The 16,280-nt window shown below is 60.1% G+C and carries 16 protein-coding genes; 6 read left to right on the top strand and 10 right to left on the bottom strand.

Annotated features, from left to right (window positions below; all coding sequences use genetic code 11):
* The 4 genes from proB to rplU form a co-directional block, all read right to left on the bottom strand.
* The coding region (gene proB / locus ALO43_RS01570) for a glutamate 5-kinase (RefSeq protein WP_083492092.1) at positions 1 to 686 on the bottom strand (686 nt) is incomplete at its 3' end.
* 90 nt (positions 687 to 776) lie between these two features.
* The gene (gene cgtA / locus ALO43_RS01565; RefSeq protein WP_005895217.1) at positions 777 to 2,000 is read right to left on the bottom strand and encodes an Obg family GTPase CgtA; all 1,224 of its coding nucleotides are present in this window, start codon (positions 1,998 to 2,000) and stop codon (positions 777 to 779) included.
* A 216-nt stretch (positions 2,001 to 2,216) separates the two neighbouring features.
* Entirely contained in the window at positions 2,217 to 2,492 is a 276-nt protein-coding gene (gene rpmA, locus ALO43_RS01560) for a 50S ribosomal protein L27 (protein WP_002551972.1), read from the bottom strand.
* A gap of 32 nt (positions 2,493 to 2,524) precedes the next feature.
* On the bottom strand, positions 2,525 to 2,836 hold the full coding sequence (gene rplU / locus ALO43_RS01555; RefSeq protein ID WP_002551971.1) for a 50S ribosomal protein L21: 312 nt from the start codon (positions 2,834 to 2,836) through the stop codon (positions 2,525 to 2,527).
* Positions 2,837 to 3,076: 240 nt separating this feature from the next.
* On the opposite strand from rplU, the gene ALO43_RS01550 reads away from it, so the two are divergent.
* A complete protein-coding gene (locus ALO43_RS01550) occupies positions 3,077 to 4,045 on the top strand; it encodes a polyprenyl synthetase family protein (RefSeq protein ID WP_054997003.1) in 969 nt (322 codons plus the stop codon).
* A gap of 90 nt (positions 4,046 to 4,135) precedes the next feature.
* Here the strand turns inward: ALO43_RS01550 and ALO43_RS01545 are convergent, their stop codons facing one another.
* Genes ALO43_RS01545 through selD form a run of 3 tightly spaced genes read right to left on the bottom strand, consistent with a single transcriptional unit; the run spans position 4,136 to position 7,069 of the window.
* Complete coding sequence (locus ALO43_RS01545) at positions 4,136 to 4,900, bottom strand: sulfite exporter TauE/SafE family protein (protein WP_053932112.1); 765 nt, start codon at positions 4,898 to 4,900, stop codon at positions 4,136 to 4,138.
* Between the two features lie 34 nt (positions 4,901 to 4,934).
* Positions 4,935 to 6,035 (bottom strand): tRNA 2-selenouridine(34) synthase MnmH, encoded by a 1,101-nt coding sequence (mnmH, locus tag ALO43_RS01540; protein WP_005895208.1) that lies wholly within the window; start codon positions 6,033 to 6,035, stop codon positions 4,935 to 4,937.
* Complete coding sequence (gene selD / locus ALO43_RS01535; RefSeq protein WP_054997002.1) at positions 6,035 to 7,069, bottom strand: selenide, water dikinase SelD; 1,035 nt, start codon at positions 7,067 to 7,069, stop codon at positions 6,035 to 6,037. Before selD ends, mnmH begins: the two co-directional genes overlap by 1 nt.
* Positions 7,070 to 7,304: 235 nt before the next feature.
* Between selD and ALO43_RS01530 the strand changes: the two genes are divergently transcribed.
* The 4 genes from ALO43_RS01530 to phnE are packed head-to-tail and all read left to right on the top strand — an operon-like array spanning position 7,305 to position 10,535.
* Complete coding sequence (locus tag ALO43_RS01530) at positions 7,305 to 8,156, top strand: putative selenate ABC transporter substrate-binding protein (protein ID WP_005895201.1); 852 nt, start codon at positions 7,305 to 7,307, stop codon at positions 8,154 to 8,156.
* Entirely contained in the window at positions 8,153 to 8,950 is a 798-nt protein-coding gene (locus ALO43_RS01525) for a phosphonate ABC transporter ATP-binding protein (RefSeq protein ID WP_024669805.1), read from the top strand. Before ALO43_RS01530 ends, ALO43_RS01525 begins: the two co-directional genes overlap by 4 nt.
* Positions 8,944 to 9,771, top strand: a complete 828-nt coding sequence (locus tag ALO43_RS01520; protein ID WP_054997001.1) for a PhnE/PtxC family ABC transporter permease — start codon at positions 8,944 to 8,946, stop codon at positions 9,769 to 9,771. Before ALO43_RS01525 ends, ALO43_RS01520 begins: the two co-directional genes overlap by 7 nt.
* Positions 9,768 to 10,535: a phosphonate ABC transporter, permease protein PhnE gene (gene phnE, locus ALO43_RS01515; RefSeq protein WP_053932111.1), complete on the top strand. Its 768-nt coding sequence runs from the start codon at positions 9,768 to 9,770 to the stop codon at positions 10,533 to 10,535. The genes ALO43_RS01520 and phnE overlap by 4 nt, the downstream gene beginning before the upstream one ends.
* 68 nt (positions 10,536 to 10,603) lie before the next feature.
* On the opposite strand, the gene ggt is transcribed toward phnE, so the two are convergent.
* The 3 genes from ggt to ALO43_RS01500 form a co-directional block, all read right to left on the bottom strand.
* Positions 10,604 to 12,331 (bottom strand): gamma-glutamyltransferase, encoded by a 1,728-nt coding sequence (gene ggt, locus ALO43_RS01510; RefSeq protein WP_005895188.1) that lies wholly within the window; start codon positions 12,329 to 12,331, stop codon positions 10,604 to 10,606.
* A 206-nt stretch (positions 12,332 to 12,537) separates the two neighbouring features.
* A complete protein-coding gene (gene mmsB, locus ALO43_RS01505) occupies positions 12,538 to 13,425 on the bottom strand; it encodes a 3-hydroxyisobutyrate dehydrogenase (protein ID WP_005895186.1) in 888 nt (295 codons plus the stop codon).
* A 34-nt stretch (positions 13,426 to 13,459) separates the two neighbouring features.
* Positions 13,460 to 14,986 carry a CoA-acylating methylmalonate-semialdehyde dehydrogenase gene (locus ALO43_RS01500; RefSeq protein ID WP_054997000.1) on the bottom strand — a complete coding sequence of 509 codons (1,527 nt, stop codon included), beginning with the start codon at positions 14,984 to 14,986 and terminating at the stop codon, positions 13,460 to 13,462.
* A 157-nt stretch (positions 14,987 to 15,143) separates the two neighbouring features.
* On the opposite strand from ALO43_RS01500, the gene ALO43_RS01495 reads away from it, so the two are divergent.
* On the top strand, positions 15,144 to 16,091 hold the full coding sequence (locus tag ALO43_RS01495) for a LysR family transcriptional regulator (protein WP_024669808.1): 948 nt from the start codon (positions 15,144 to 15,146) through the stop codon (positions 16,089 to 16,091).
* Positions 16,092 to 16,280: the final 189 nt, after the last annotated feature.

The following is a 16,280-nucleotide window of genomic DNA, read 5'->3' as shown; positions in this document are numbered from 1 at the left end:
GCGGCCAGACGCGCCGCACGCAGTTTGGTCTGCATACCGCCACGCCCCAGCGCCCCTCCCGTGCCGCCCGCCACCGCATCCAGCGCAGGATCATCGGCGCGCGCCTCATAAATCAGCTGCGCATCCGGATTGTTGCGAGGATCAGCGTCGAACATGCCGTCGCGATCGGTCAGGATGACCAGCAGATCAGCCTCGACCAGATTGGCAACCAGCGCCGCCAGCGTGTCGTTGTCGCCAAAACGGATTTCGTCGGTGACCACCGTGTCGTTTTCGTTGATGACCGGTACAACCCCAAGCTCGACCAGCGTACGCAACGTGCTACGGGCATTCAGGTAGCGCTTGCGATCCGACAGGTCGTCGTGGGTCAAGAGAATTTGCGCAGTGTGCCGGCCATATTCGGCAAAGCTCGACTCCCACGCCTGCACCAGCCCCATCTGACCGATTGCAGCGGCAGCCTGAAGCTCGTGCATCGCACTGGGTCGCACAGTCCAGCCGAGACGGCTCATGCCGGCAGCCACAGCCCCGGAAGAAACCAGCACCAGCTCGACGCCTGCTTCATGCAGCGCCACCATCTGCTCAACCCACACACCCATGGCGTTGCGATCCAGGCCCTTGCCATCTGCCGTCAGCAAGGCACTGCCAATCTTCACAACCCAGCGCTGGGCGCCCGTCACTTTGCTGCGCATCTTCTTCCAACCTTAGCCAGAGAGTTTTCAAATTCAAGATACAAAAACGCCGCTAACAATCGTAGCGGCGTTCAAGTTTACTTCAAGCGATCAATCGCGGACGTAAATGATTTCCGGACCGTCTTCATCATCCACATCTTCTTCGTCCCAATCATCGTCGCCGATGTCATGCACGCTCTTCACGCCGCTGCGACGCAGGGCACGCTGATCGTCCAGCGCCTGCAACTGCGCGCGCGCTTCGTCTTCGATGCGCTGATCCAGCTCGGCCAGCTCTTCGGCATAGCCAGGCTCCTCGGCGATACGCAGGCTGCGCTCTTCGAGGTAACGCATGATGTCGCGAGTCAGTTGCTCGGTACCTTCTTTGGCGATCGCGGAGATCACGTAGACAGGGCCAGTCCACTCCAGGCGATCCACGATCTCCTGCTTGCGTGCTTCCTGCTCTTCTTCAAGGATCTGATCGCACTTGTTCAGCACCAGCCAGCGATCACGCTCTGCCAGCGAAGGGCTGAATTTTTCCAGCTCGCTGACGATGACTTCAGCAGCGTCCGGCGCGCTGGTTTCATCCAGCGGAGCCATATCAACGAGGTGCAACAACAAACGGGTACGCGCCAGATGCTTGAGGAAGCGAATCCCCAGGCCAGCGCCGTCGGACGCACCTTCGATCAAACCAGGGATGTCGGCAACGACAAAGCTCTTCCAGCGATCGACGCTGACCACACCCAGGTTCGGTACCAGCGTGGTGAACGGATAATCGGCGACTTTAGGCTTGGCAGCCGATACCGAGCGGATAAAGGTACTTTTGCCAGCATTCGGCAGACCTAGCAGGCCCACGTCTGCCAGCACTTTCAGTTCCAGCTTGAGGTCACGCTGATCGCCCGGCTTGCCAGGCGTAGTCTGGCGTGGCGCGCGGTTGGTACTGGATTTGAAGCGGGTGTTACCCAGACCGTGCCAGCCGCCTTGGGCAACCATCAGGCGCTGGCCGTCCTTGGTCAGGTCACCGATGATTTCCTGAGTGGTCGCGTCGATGATGGTGGTGCCGACCGGCACACGCAGCACCAGCTCTTCACCTTTGCGACCCGTGCAATCGGCGCTGCCGCCATTGGAGCCGCGCTCGGCATCGAAGTGGCGGGTATAGCGATAGTCGACCAGCGTGTTGAGGTTGACGTCGGCGATCATGTAGACCGAACCGCCATCACCACCATCACCGCCGTTCGGGCCACCGTTTTCAATGAATTTCTCGCGACGGAAGCTCATGCAACCGTTGCCGCCGTCGCCGGCTTTTACTCGAATGGATACTTCATCTACAAATTTCATAACGCACGCCTCCCGCCACAGGGACGAGCAGAACCACATAAATTACATAAGACTCTTGCAAAAATGAGCGTTGCGATACCGATCAGAAACCAGCGACCCCAGAGGTCAACATCACAACAGCCCGCACAAACAGTTTTGCAAGAGACTCACCTGCCTCTCTACCTCTACAAACAAAAAAGCCCCGTCGCAAGACAGGGCTTTTAAGCTACTGCGTGATTACGCTGCGGAGACTTCAGTCTTCGGAACGATGCTCACGTAGCGGCGACCGAAGGCGCCTTTAACCTGAAACTTGATCACGCCTTCCACTTTCGCGAACAGGGTGTGATCTTTACCCATGCCAACGCCGTAGCCAGCGTGGAATTGGGTGCCGCGCTGACGCACGATGATGTTGCCAGGGATGATAGCCTGGCCGCCATACATCTTCACGCCAAGGCGTTTGGCTTCTGAGTCGCGCCCGTTACGGGTACTACCACCAGCTTTTTTGTGAGCCATGAGTCAATTCTCCAGTTGAGGATTAGGCTGAATTAAGCCTGAATACCTGTAATTTTGATCTCGGTGTACCACTGGCGGTGGCCCATACGCTTCATGTGGTGCTTACGACGACGGAACTTGATGATACGAACCTTATCGTGACGACCTTGCGAAACCACTTCAGCCACAACGGTAGCGCCAGCAACAACGGGAGCACCGATATTGACGTCGTCGCCATTGCCGACCAGCAGAACGCGGTCAAACGTAACGGATTCGCCAGTAGCGATTTCCAGTTTTTCGATTTTCAGGTATTCACCTGGGGCGACTTTGTACTGCTTGCCACCGGTAACAATTACTGCGTACATGGTATTTCTCCGAAAATCCTGCTCACCCAGCTCTTTATAAGAAGAGTATCGGCTGGCATGGCTGCATGGGGCTGGAACGGCCCTTTTGCAATTGCGTAAGGCAGGTGCTGCCCAGGAAAGTTAGGGTGCGCGATTGTACGCAAGGCAATGACGGGTTGCAAGAGGCGGGTCGTCATACCTTGACACGCTCTACCTCGCAACCTAGCATGCGGCGCAACCTATCCGGAGCACGTGTCGCTGATGCAACCCCAAGCCTTCTATCGCGCGGTGGCGGACGACTTTAGTGCCGTTGACCTTATCATCAAAAAGCAACTGACGTCGCGCGTACCGCTGGTCTCGAAAATCGGCGACTACATTACGTCGGCAGGCGGAAAACGCTTGCGCCCTTTGCTGGTACTGCTGTGCGGCAAGGCGCTGGGCCGTGAGGGCGACGATATTCGCCTGCTCGCCGCCACCATTGAATTCCTGCACACCGCCACCCTGCTGCACGATGACGTCGTCGACATGTCCGGCATGCGCCGTGGCCGTTCAACTGCCAACGCCTTGTGGGGCAATGCACCCAGCGTGCTGGTGGGTGACTTCCTTTATTCGCGCTCGTTCGAAATGATGGTTGAACTGGGCTCGATGGAAGTCATGAAGATTCTGTCCAAGGCGACCCGCATCATTGCCGAAGGCGAAGTGCTGCAACTCTCCAAGATCCGCGACGCCAGCACCACCGAAGAAACCTACATGGAAGTGATCCGCGGCAAGACAGCCATGCTGTTCGAAGCCTCGACTCACAGCGCCGCAGCCCTGTGCAAGGCGTCCGAAGCACAGACTGAAGCCCTGCGCACCTTCGGCGATCATCTGGGTGTGGCCTTCCAGCTGGTCGATGACCTGCTCGACTACCGCGGCGATGCCGAAACCCTGGGCAAGAACGTCGGTGACGACCTGGCCGAAGGCAAGCCGACCCTGCCGCTGATCTACACCATGCGTGAAGGCAGTCCCGAGCAAGCCGCTCTGGTTCGTCAGGCCATCCAGAAGGGTGGCCTGGAAGACCTCGAAAGCATCCGCAATGCCGTGGAAAGTGCCGGCGCGCTCGACTACACCGCGCAACTGGCCCGCGACTATGCCGCCCGCGCCATCGCCTGCCTGGACGCCTTGCCACCGAGCGAGTATCGCGATGCGTTGGTCGAGCTGAGTGAATTTGCGGTCGCCCGCACGCACTGACACACACTGAAAGCAACGTAGAGAAGCCCGTCCAGCGTGACGGGCTTTTTATTATCTGCGTGTCAGCGAGCGCTCACACGATAAGGCTCATCAGCCTTTTATCAGCAGATGCAGCCCCAGCAGGCCCATGCCGATAAAGAACACCCGCTTGAACAATGCCGCGCTGATCCGTTTTCGCAGCCACTGGCCAAGCATCATGCCCAATAATGCAGGGGCCAGCGCGATCAGGGATGCGCCAAGCTCCGCACCGCCCAGCGCGCCATTCCATGACAAGCCGACCGCCAATGCGGCAGTCGAGACGGTAAAGGATAGCCCGAGGGCCTGCACCAGTTGATCACGCTCAAGCCCCAGCGCCTGTAGATAGGGCACGACGGGGATCACGAAGACTCCGGTGGCCGATGCAATGACGCCGGTGATGAAGCCACCCAACGGCCCCAGCCAGCGCTCGGCCCTCGCTGCCACCTGAAACGTCGGCAGGAACAGGCCGCTCAAGGCATAAAGCAGAAGCGCTCCACCCAAGGCCCTGGTCATCGAATGACTGCCACTCATGCCCAGCCAGAACGCACCGACGCAGGTGCCAATGAATATCATGATCAGCATCGGCCAAAGGCGTTTGAGCAGTGGCCGCAGGCTGCCGCCGGTAGCCAGTTGCCAGACGTTGGTAAACGCTGACGGAATGATCAGCAAAGCCGCAGCCTGAGGCGGCAGCATGACCAGGCCCAGCAAGCCCATTGCCACGGTGGGCAGGCCGAGGCCGATGACGCCTTTGACCGTACCGGCCAGCAGAAAAGTGCCGATCACCAGTGCCGAAAGGCCCCAGCCGAGGGTGTGGTAAAAATCGAAAACTGCGCTCATCGCATCCCTGTCCGCTTGGTGAAGCCTCATCAGACTAAGGCTGCGAGGCGCGCTCGCTCAGATAAGCCAACACTTCCATTTGATTGCCTGCGAACTCGATCCGCGCGGCCTTGTGCTCACGCTGATAAGCGTACATGGGGTCGTAGTACTCGCCGAGCAGGCCTTCGATCCAGGCACGATGCAGCTCGACCGCGCCGCTGCGCTGCTGTTCTTCCAGCGCGGACTGCATGAACGCCAGCAAACGCTGATGGCGCTCGCCACCCAGACGTTTGTGTATGTTGTTCAGGCTCTGCAACAGGCGATCGGCAAACAACCCGAAACCAAGCTCTTCGCCCTTGACGTTGATGAACTCTGCGCAAAGGTTAACCACATAATCAGCCAGAATGCGCTCGACACGGTTGTCGAAGCTGTCTTCCAGCCAGACCATCGGGCAGCTTTGCATGGCCTGGTGCAACTCCAGCGGCACGTTGCAACTGCCTACCAGACGGCTCTCGTCTTCCACCACGAATCGTTCGATGCCGGCCGCACGTTTTTTAAGCAGGTCGATGGCCAGCCGGTTCTCGAAATCGATCTGCGCCGGCTGCCCGGTGGCCCGTTTGCCAAAGCTGGAGCCGCGGTGGTTGGCAATGCCTTCCAGGTCCAGACTGTCTGAAAGTTGCGTCAGCACCTCGGTTTTGCCAGTGCCTGTCATGCCGCCGAGTACGACCAGACCACATTCGGTGACGGCCTCGTGCAGCGTGTCGAGCAGGAAGGTGCGCATCGCCTTGTAGCCGCCAAGGATGCGCGGGTATTCGATGCCAGCCTCTTTCAGCCAGCGCTGCACCGTCTGCGACCGCAGCCCACCGCGAAAGCAGTACAGGTAGCCATTGGGGTTGGCTCTGGCGAACGCGACCCAGGCCTCGACCCGCGCGTCCTTGACCTGCCCGCAGACCAACTGGTGCCCGAGCTGAATGGCAGCCTCCTGGCCGTGCTGCTTATAGCAGGTGCCCACCTTTTGGCGCTCGATGTCGTTCATCAGCGGCAGGTTGATCACACCGGGAAAAGCACCCTTGGAAAACTCGACGGGCGCGCGGGCATCCATCATCGGCACATCGTTGAGGAAAAGCGTGCGATAGTCGCTGCTGTTGTCGGCCATCAGAACACCTCGACGGCGTGGGTCTGTCGCTCCAGCAGTGTGCCGATCGGGGTGAGCAGCAGGCCCAGTTCGGCAGCCACCGTCAGAAACTGCGCCTCGCCTTCCGGGCTGACAGCGACCAGCAGGCCGCCGCTGGTCTGCGGGTCGCATAACAGGTCGCGCTGGGCATCGCTCAGCGAACCGATCTTGTCGCCGTAGCTTTCGAAATTGCGCAGTGTGCCGCCGGGCACGCAGCCCTCGGCAATATAGTGATCGACACCGGGCAGGCGCGGTACTGCAGCGAAATCAAGACGAGCGGTCAACCCTGCGCCGTCAGCCATTTCCACCAGATGCCCAAGCAGACCGAAGCCGGTGACATCGGTCATCGCCGCCACGCCGGCCAGCTTGCCGAAGCGACTGCCCGATTTGTTCAGGGTACACATCCAGTCGCGCGCCAGGCCGACATCCTCTTCGCGCAGTTTCGATTTTTTTTCGGCGGTGGTCAGAATGCCGATGCCCAGCGGCTTGGTCAGGTAAAGCGTGCAACCGGCCTGGGCAGTGTCGTTGCGTTTCATGTGTTTTTTCTGCACCACACCCGTGACGGCCAGGCCGAAGATCGGTTCCGGCGCATCAATGGAGTGACCGCCAGCCAGCGGGATACCGGCAGCGTCGCACACTGCGCGACCGCCCCGGATGACCTCTCGGGCCACCTCAGGCGGCAGCAGATTAACCGGCCAGCCGAGAATCGCGATGGCCATCAGCGGGTCGCCGCCCATCGCATAGATATCGCTGATCGCGTTGGTCGCTGCGATGCGGCCGAAATCGAACGGATCATCGACGATGGGCATGAAGAAGTCGGTGGTCGACACCACTCCACGCTCGTCGTCTAGCGCATAGACCGCTGCGTCGTCACGAGAGGTGTTGCCTACCCACAATTTAGGGTCCAGGTTCTGAGCGCCGCTGCCGGCGAGGATAACGTCCAGCACCTTAGGGGAAATCTTGCAGCCACACCCTGCTCCGTGACTGTACTGGGTCAGGCGGATTGGCTCATTCATCGCGGCACTCTCGGTAACGGGGAAACAGGCTGCGGAGTCTAGGGGCTGTGCCGGCCTCAGCGCAAACCGCTTCGCCCGCCGGTTGTCCCCCCCCCCCGACAGTCAGCCTGTGAAACTGGCCTTTCTCGCCATGCCTCTTATAATCCCCGCGCACTGTTGCCGAATCCTGCAAAACGCTGCCTGTTCACTCAGGCGGCGTTTTCCCCTTTTTTCCGCTATTGAACGGAGAACTTCCATGCTCAAGCGTACCCTGGCGCTCGCCGCCGGCCTTGCCCTGTCCTTCTCCGCGCTGACCAGTCACGCGGCTGACACCCTGCGTGTTTCGGCCATTCCGGATGAAGCGCCTACCGAACTGCTGCGCAAGTTCAAACCGCTGGGCGCTTATCTGGAGCAGCGTCTGGGCATGAAAGTAGAGTTCGTGCCAGTGGCGGACTATCCGGCAGTGGTCGAAGCGCTTGCCACTGATCGGCTCGACATGGCCTGGCTGGGTGGCTTCACGTTTGTCCAGGTCAACCTCAAGACGGGTAACGCTCTGCCGCTGGTACAGCGTGAACAGGACGCCCAGTTCACCAGCAAATTCATCACTTCCGACCCGAACGTAAAGACCCTCGCCGACCTCAAGGGCAAGACGTTCGCCTTTGGCTCGGTGTCGTCGACGTCGGGCAGCCTGATGCCGCGTTATTTCATGCTCAAGGAAAACATCAAGCCGGAGACGTTCTTCAGCCGCGTCGCTTACTCGGGCGCGCATGACGCAACCGCTGCCTGGGTACAGGCGGGCAAGGTCGATGCGGGCGTACTGAATGCCAGTGTGTGGGACAAACTGGTTGCCAGCGGCAAGGTCGACACCAACAAGGTTCACGTCTTCGCGACCACACCGACTTACTTCGACTACAACTGGACCGTGCGCGGCACTCTCGACCCGGCACTGGCGGCGAAGATCAAACAGGCATTCCTTGACCTGGACCCGGCCAACCCTGAGCAGAAGGCAATTCTTGACCTTCAGGCTGCTAGCCGCTTTATCGAGACAAAGCCTGAGAACTACAAGGGCATCGAAGAAGCCGCACGCGCTGCCGACCTGCTGAAATGACCCTGCGCCTGTCCGCCATCGAGTTGCGCCACAGCAACGGCACGCGGGCGCTGCGCGATCTGGATCTGAGCGTCGCGCGTGGTGAACGGGTGGCGATTATCGGCCCGTCCGGCGCTGGCAAGACGACGTTGCTAAACCTGTTGGCCAGCGCTCTGCCACCCAGCGCCGGCCAACTGGAGGTGCTGGGGGCCAATCCCTGGCAACTCTCCAGCAGACAACGCCAGCACCTGCGCAGCCGTATTGCCCTGATTCATCAGGCGCCGCCGTTGCCCCCACGTCAACGTGTGGTAACCGCGGTGTCGGCGGGCAAGCTGGGCCAATGGGGGCTGGGCAAAAGCCTGCTGAACCTGCTGCATCCGCTGGATGTACCCGGCGCGCGCGCAGTGCTTGCCAGGCTGGATCTGGCCGACAAGCTCTTCGAGCGCTGCCAGCAGTTATCCGGTGGTCAGTTACAGCGCGTCGGTATTGCTCGCGCCCTGTATCAGGCGCCAGAACTGTTGCTGGCCGATGAGCCTGTCTCGGCAATGGACCCGCGTCTGGCGGATCACACGCTGGCGTTGTTGTGTCAGCACGCCCTCGAACACAACGTCACGCTGGTCGCCAGCCTGCATGCGGTAGAGCTGGCGCTGGCGCACTTTGCGCGGATCATCGGTGTGCGCGATGGGCGCATCCATTTTGACCTCAAGGCCAGCGAGGTCGAACGGCAGCATCTCGACACGCTATATGCCAATGAACAACTGCGCCCTGAACCCACCTCCGACGCCACCGACCTGCCCTGGACACCGCGATGCTGAGTCGGGACCAGCGCGACCCGGCGGCGGTACCACGCCTGCTGTTGACGCTGCTGGCCGTGGCCCTGCTCTGGCCGGGAATTCGTCTGGCCGAAATGAACCCGTTTGTATTGCTGCAGGCCGACAACGCTCGGACGATGGGCAACTTTCTCGCCGGGTTCTGGCCTCCGGCGCATTCTGCAGAATTCCTCGGCCTGCTGCTGGATGCCACGCTGCAAACCCTGGCTATCGCCACAGCGGGCATCGCCCTCGCGCTGCTTTTGGCGGTGCCGGCCAGCCTGCTCGCCAGCAAGGCGCTTTCCCTGTCGGCAGCCTCTCGCGGCGGGCGGCCCGGCGGGCTTGGCCAATGCCTGCGCTGGCCGGTGCGCGGGCTGTTGATCTTCTTGCGCAGCGTGCCGGAAATCGTCTGGGCGCTGCTGTTCGTGCGCGCAGTCGGCCTGGGGCCCACTGCCGGTGTATTGGCCATCGCCATTACCTATGCAGGCATGCTGGGTAAGGTCTACGCCGAGATTTTCGAATCCGTGGACCAGCGACCGGCCCACGCGCTGCTCCAGTCGGGCAGCGGCAGGCTCGCCGCACTTGCCTACGGCATTCTGCCCAATGCAGCCGCTGAGCTGACCTCTTACACCGTGTACCGCTGGGAGTGCGCGGTTCGGGCTTCTGTGGTGATGGGCTTTGTCGGCGCGGGCGGCCTCGGCCAACAGATCGACCTGTCGATGCGCATGTTTGCCGGTGACGAGGTGGCAAGCATGCTGTTGACCTTCCTGCTGCTGGTGCTGCTCGCCGACCAGCTCAGTCGCTTGTTGCGCAGGCAGTTCACATGAAGCGCACGGGCAACGTACTGTTACTACTGGCGATATTCGCAGCGGTGATCGAGTCGTTCCTGTACCTCGGTCTGGACCTGTTCACGCTGGGCAGTCATGACAACCTGACGCAAATGGGCCGTTATGCGTTGCGCTTCATGAGCCCCGACCTCAGCAGCGAGCACTTGCAGGTAATCATCAAGGGCGCTTTGGAAACACTGGCCATGTCGGCGCTGGGTACATTGCTGGCCGCTGTTGTCGGTTTGCTGTTGGCGTTGCCCGCTGCCGGTCGGCTGGGCTGGCCGCTGCGCAGCCTGAGCCGCTTGCTGCTCAATGCACTGCGCGCCATCCCTGAGCTGGTCTGGGCGGTGCTGATGGTGCTGGCTGCCGGGCTCGGCCCAAATGCGGGCACGCTGGCACTGGCCCTGCACACCACCGGCGTACTCGGCCGCCTGTTTGCCGAAGCGCTGGAAAATACCTCACCAGAGCCCGCCGCTGCGATTCGCCTGCAAGGTGGCAGCGCCTGGCAGGCATTCGGTTATGGAACGTTGCCCAACCTCTGGCCGCAATTGCTGGCCTACACGCTGTACCGCTGGGAAAACAATATTCGCATGGCCAGCGTGCTGGGCTTCGTCGGTGCAGGAGGTCTGGGACAGATGCTTTACGTCAGCCTCAGCCTGTTCCAGGAGGCGCAGGCCAGTACGGTGATTCTCGCCATGCTGATCCTGGTCTTTGCCGTCGATGCATTAAGCGGCTGGAGCCGGCAGCGTTGGGTGCGCAACTGAACAGACCCGCAGAAACAAAAACGCCACGCCCCTGAAACCCAGGGCTGTGGCGTTTTTGGCGAGATGACTCAGTAACCCAGTGACAACCCGGTGTTGCGTCTTGGGTCGTTGGCCCCGTAGAACCGATTGTTGCCGACCGGCTTGCCGCCCAGCGAAGGCGCGCCAACCAGAATCGCTGCCACGTGGTTGAGTGGTTGCGGACCGGCGAATTTCTGGCCCCAGCTTTCGAGAATCTTCAGCGTGTCCGGGCTGACCGCGAAGGTATCGATATTGGTTTCTTCAGGCTGCCATTGCTGGTGGAAACGCGGCGCGTCCACGGCTTCCTGAATATTCATGCCGTAGTCGATGACATTGAGCATGGTCAGCAGGGTTGCGGTAATGATGCGGCTGCCACCCGGCGTACCGACGACCATGACAGCCTTGCCATCCTTGGTGACGATGGTCGGGCTCATCGACGACAGCGGCGTCTTGCCCGGCGCGATGGCGTTGGCTTCGCCCTGCACCAGCCCATACATGTTGGGCACGCCGACCTTGACGGTGAAATCATCCATTTCGTCGTTGAGAATCACACCAGTCTTACTGGCCATGACGCCCGCGCCGAACCAGTTGTTCAGGGTATAGGTCACCGATACGGCGTTGCCCCATTTGTCGACAATCGAATAATGGGTGGTGTTGCTGCCTTCGTGGGGCGCGACACCGGGTTTGATCTTGTTCGAGTCACCGGCTTTGTGCGGGTCGATAGCCGCGCGCAGCTTGGCCGCGTACTTGACGTCCAGCAGATGCTCAAGCGGGTTCTTGACGAAATCGGGGTCGCCCAGGTAGCTGTTTCGGTCAGCGTAGGCATGGCGCATGGCTTCTATCTGATAATGCATCCCCTGCGCCGAGCGAAAGCCCAGCTCTTTCATCGGGTAGCCTTCGAGGATGTTGAGAATCTGGCAGATGACTACGCCGCCGGAACTCGGTAGCGGCGCCGACACGACGTGATAGCCACGGTAGTCGCACTCGACCGGTGCCAGCTCGCGGGTCTTGTAGTGGTCGAGGTCGGCTTGGGTGATGATGCCCTTGCCAGCCTGACTCGAATCGACCAGCGCCTTGGCGACCCAGCCTTTATAGAAACCGTCACTGCCCTTCTCGGACACTTCCTTGAGCGTTTTGGCGAGGTCCTTCTGCACCAGCTTCTGACCAACCTGCATCGGTTCGCCCTTGTTGAGGAAGATCGACCCGGAATCGGCCATGTCCGCCTTGAACACATCGGTGGCGCTGGACAGCATGTCCACATCGCCCTGCCCCAGTACGAAGCCGTCTTCAGCCAGTTTTATCGCCGGAGCAATGACCTCTTCGCGCTTGCGCGTGCCGTATTTGCTCAGGGCCATTTCCATGCCGGACACGGTGCCTGGTACGCCGACGGCCAGGTGACCTTTGACGCTCAGGTCAGGGATGATCTTGCCGTCCTTGTCCAGATACATATTGGCTGTCGCTGCAAGGGGGGCCTTTTCGCGGAAGTCGAGGAAGGTCTTGCGTCCGTCAGCCAGCTGGATGGTCATGAAGCCGCCGCCACCTAGGTTACCCGCCGCGGGATAGACCACCGCCAGCGCATACCCGACTGCAACCGCGGCATCGACGGCGTTGCCACCGGCCTTGAGCACATCGACACCTACGTGAGTAGCTAGATGCTGGGCGGTCACGACCATGCCGTTTTCAGCGGCAACCGGGGCTTGTGATGCCGCGAATGTGGGGAAATACGCGACAATCAGTGCTGTCGCAATCAGCGACCTGGCGAGGGGTTCGAACTTCATGGTCGGTCTCTTCTTTTTCTGAGTCGGGGACGTTTGATGAGTACAGCGCCAGGCCTGGGGCAAGGGACGCTGTGCTTCTGATCAAAGCGTACCGGGCATCCCTGTGCGGGTATGACGACGTCCAAAGTAGCCGGTTCTTTCGCGTTTACCTAATGCAAAAACCGGAAATACATTAAGCTGACATCTACGTCCTGCAATCGAGGCACTCACGATTTTCTACGATACCCCTCGATGATCGCCGAAAAATCCTTGCCGCCATCGCCGCGCAGGCTCATTGCCTGATAAAGCTGTTGGGCCACAGCGCCGAGAACCACCGGTTGCTGCACCGAACGTGCTGCTTCGGTTGCCAGGCCCAGATCCTTGAGCATCAGTTCGGCGCCAAAGCCGCCGCTATAACCACGTGATGCTGGCGCGGTTTCGACGATGCCAGGCCAGGGGTTATAAGCCTCGGAGCTCCAGCAGCGGCCCGTCGAGGTATTGATGATGCTGGCCAGCACTTCGGTGTCGATGCCCAATGCATTGCCCAGCGCCATCGATTCGGACACACCAATCATGGAAATCGCCAAGAGCATGTTGTTGCAGATCTTGGCGATCTGCCCGGTGCCCACGTCGCCGCAATGCACGATGTTGCGGCCCATCAGCGCCAGCACCGGTTTGAGCGTGGCAAAATGCTGCACAGAGCCGCCGACCATGAACGTCAACGTCCCGGCCTGTGCGCCACCGGTTCCGCCTGACACAGGTGCATCGCCCAGGATGACGCCCTGCTGCGTAGCAATGCCAGCGATATCGCGGATGGTCTGCGGATCAATGGTGCTGCAATCAACAGCCGGGACGCCGGGCGAAATCCCCTTCAGCACACCATCGTCATTCAGGTACACGCTACGCACATGCGCAGCTGCGGGCAGCATGGTAATAACCAGCTCACTGCCCTCAGCCGCCTGTCTGGGGGAATCGCTGACCTTGGCGCCCAGCCCGGCAAACTCGCTCAGCACAACCGTGTTCACGTCGAACAGTTGCAGGCTGTGACCTGCGTTGATGAGGTTGCGGGCCATGGGAGCGCCCATGTTGCCCAGACCGATGAATGCAATGTTCATTATTGTTCTCCCTGGCCTTATCGGCAGTCAGCGCTCAGCGCAGATTGATCGTGGTGTTCACGCCATCATTCACGCTGTCGTCGTCGAACCAGCGGCTGGTGACGGTCTTGGTCTGAGTGTAGAACTGCACCACCTGTTTGCCATAAGGCCCCAGATCGCCCAGCCTGGAACCTCGCGAGCCGGTGAAGCTGAAGAACGGCACGGGCACGGGGATCGGAATGTTGATCCCTACCTGACCCACGTCGATCTCACTCTGAAACTTGCGCGCCGCTGCACCACTTTGCGTGAACAACCCGGTGCCGTTGCCAAACGGGTTAGCGTTGACCAGCGCAATGGCCTCATCCAGCGTGTCGACCTCCAGCACCACCAGCACCGGACCAAAGATTTCCTGCGTGTAGATCTGCATGTCGGTGGTAACGCCCGAGAACAGCGTCGGCCCCACGAAATTACCGCCTTCATAGCCCGCCACAGACACATCACGACCGTCCAGCTCAAGCGTGGCGCCTTCACGTACGCCGCTGTCGATCAGATCGAGAATGCGTTGCTTCGCCCGCCGGGAAATCACCGGGCCAACGTCGGTGCCTGGCTCGTGACCGGCATTGACCTTGAGTTTCTGCGCCAACGCCTTGAGCTCCGGCAGCCATTGTTTCGACGCACCGACCAGCACCACTACAGACGTCGCCATGCAGCGCTGACCTGCCGCACCAAAACCTGCCCCTACCAACGCATTCAGGGTCTGCTCACGATTGGCGTCAGGGAGCACGACCGCATGATTCTTCGCGCCCATCATCGCCTGCACACGCTTGCCATTCCGCCCGGCCAGGTCATACACGTGAGTGCCGACGGCAGTCGAACCGACGAAGGAAACAGCCTTGATGTCCTTGTGAATACAGATCGCGTCCACCACATCCTTGCCGCCGTGCACCACATTGAGCACGCCAGCCGGCACACCCGCCTCGACCGCAAGTTCGACCAGCAGCATGGTCGACAGCGGATCCTGCTCGGAGGGCTTGAGGACAAAGGTGTTGCCGCAGGCAATCGCCATCGGAAACATCCACAGTGGAATCATCGCTGGAAAGTTGAACGGGGTAATACCTGCGCACACGCCGATGGGTTGGCGCAGCGTATAGGTATCAACGCCACTGGCGACGTTTTCGGCGAACTCGCCCATTTGCAGCGTACCGATCGAACACGCGTGCTCGACCACCTCCAGGCCGCGAAAAATGTCGCCCTCGGCGTCCGCCAGCGTCTTGCCCTGCTCGGCGCTCAGTACCGCGGCGATACGTTTGGAGTGCTCGCGGATCAGCGCCTGCAACCTGAGCATGATGCGCATGCGAGCCCCGATTGGCGTGTCACGCCAACTCCGAAAGGCGGCCTGCCCGGCGGCCACCGCGGCATCAACTTCGTCGGGCGTCGCAAAAGGCACTTGGGCAAGAACTTCCTGAGTGGCCGGGTTGACGACGTCTTGCCATTCGCTGCTTTGCGAGTCGATCCATGCACCGTTGATCAGCAGTTTCACACGGGCGACGGTGGTCGATGTGTCGCTTAATGAGACATTCATCCGAAGCGTTCTCCTTCAGCAAACCATGCATCCGGAGCCTTTTTACAGGGGCCGTCATGGTCTCCCGACAGTCTTGTTTTTGAGTTGGTCAGGGGCCGCGCTTTGGAGTATAGATGTGCAAACTTCTAACAAGAACGCAGATAAAAGCAGGGTCAACATGCATAAAAACATCACCTCCCTGGGATCGTTGAACTGGGATGACCTGAAGTTTTTCCTTGAAGTGGCACGCACCCGTAAAGTCAGCAGCGCTGCCCGTCGGCTGGCTGTGGACTACACCACCGTGTCACGACGCATCAACTCGCTGGAAACCTCGCTTGGCACGCTGCTCTTCGAAAAGTCACGCAATAACGGTTTCATCATGACCGCCGAAGGTCAGCGTTTGCTGGGCTACGCCGAGTCCATCGAAAGCACGTTGCACATGGCCTGCGAGCAGGTTTCCGGCTCTAGCGTGGCGTTGTCCGGGCACGTTCGCGTGGGCTGCACCGAAGGCTTCGGCAGCTTTTTCATCACCCCGCAACTGAGTCACTTTCTCGACAGCTACCCCAGCATTTCGCTGGATATCCTGCCGTTGCCACACTTCATCAGCCTGTCCAAGCGCGAGGCTGACATTGTCATCGCCCTTGAGCGCCCGGATCACGGGCCGTACGTGTGCTGCAAACTCTGCGACTACAGCTTGCGCCTGTACGCGACCCAGGATTACCTCGACAGCCATCCGCCGATTCAGCGCAAGGCAGATCTGGCCGAGCATCTCTTCATCAGCTACGTCGACGACCTGGCATTCAGCTCGGAGCTGCTTTACCTGAGCAACCTACTGCCCAACGCTCAGGCGCAACTGCGCAGTACCAGTGTCATCGCCCAGTACACCGCTGCGCTGCAAGGCCGCGCACTGGCGATCCTGCCGTGCTTTCTGGCTGCTCAGGACCCGCGACTGTTACCGGTGCTGGCGGAGGAAGTGAACGTTACCCGGCAGTTCTGGATGTACTGCCGCGAGGATTTGAGGAAGTTGAAGCGGATCACGTTGTTGTGGGATTACATTCGGGAGGTGACGGAGTTGAACAAGGTGTTCTTATTGGGAAAGGCAGCGGCGGCAAGGTTTATCGGTTGATGCGCAAGCGCTTGGCCCACTCAGAAACGCGTTTGATGCTGCGCAACTCGCCGTAAAAGCGCGCAATTTTCTGCGCAGATTTTTGCTGTATTTTTTTAGAGATTATTCTCAACCAACTGATTTATATATACAAAATCAGGGTGGCACTGTTCTTGTAATGACTCCCTCCGTTCGATGGGCGCGATTGCC

This window comes from Pseudomonas tremae (assembly GCF_001401155.1).
Taxonomy (GTDB): domain Bacteria; phylum Pseudomonadota; class Gammaproteobacteria; order Pseudomonadales; family Pseudomonadaceae; genus Aquipseudomonas; species Aquipseudomonas tremae.
Note: the sequence above shows the minus strand (reverse complement) of the source record. Positions and strands in the feature narration are given on the sequence as shown.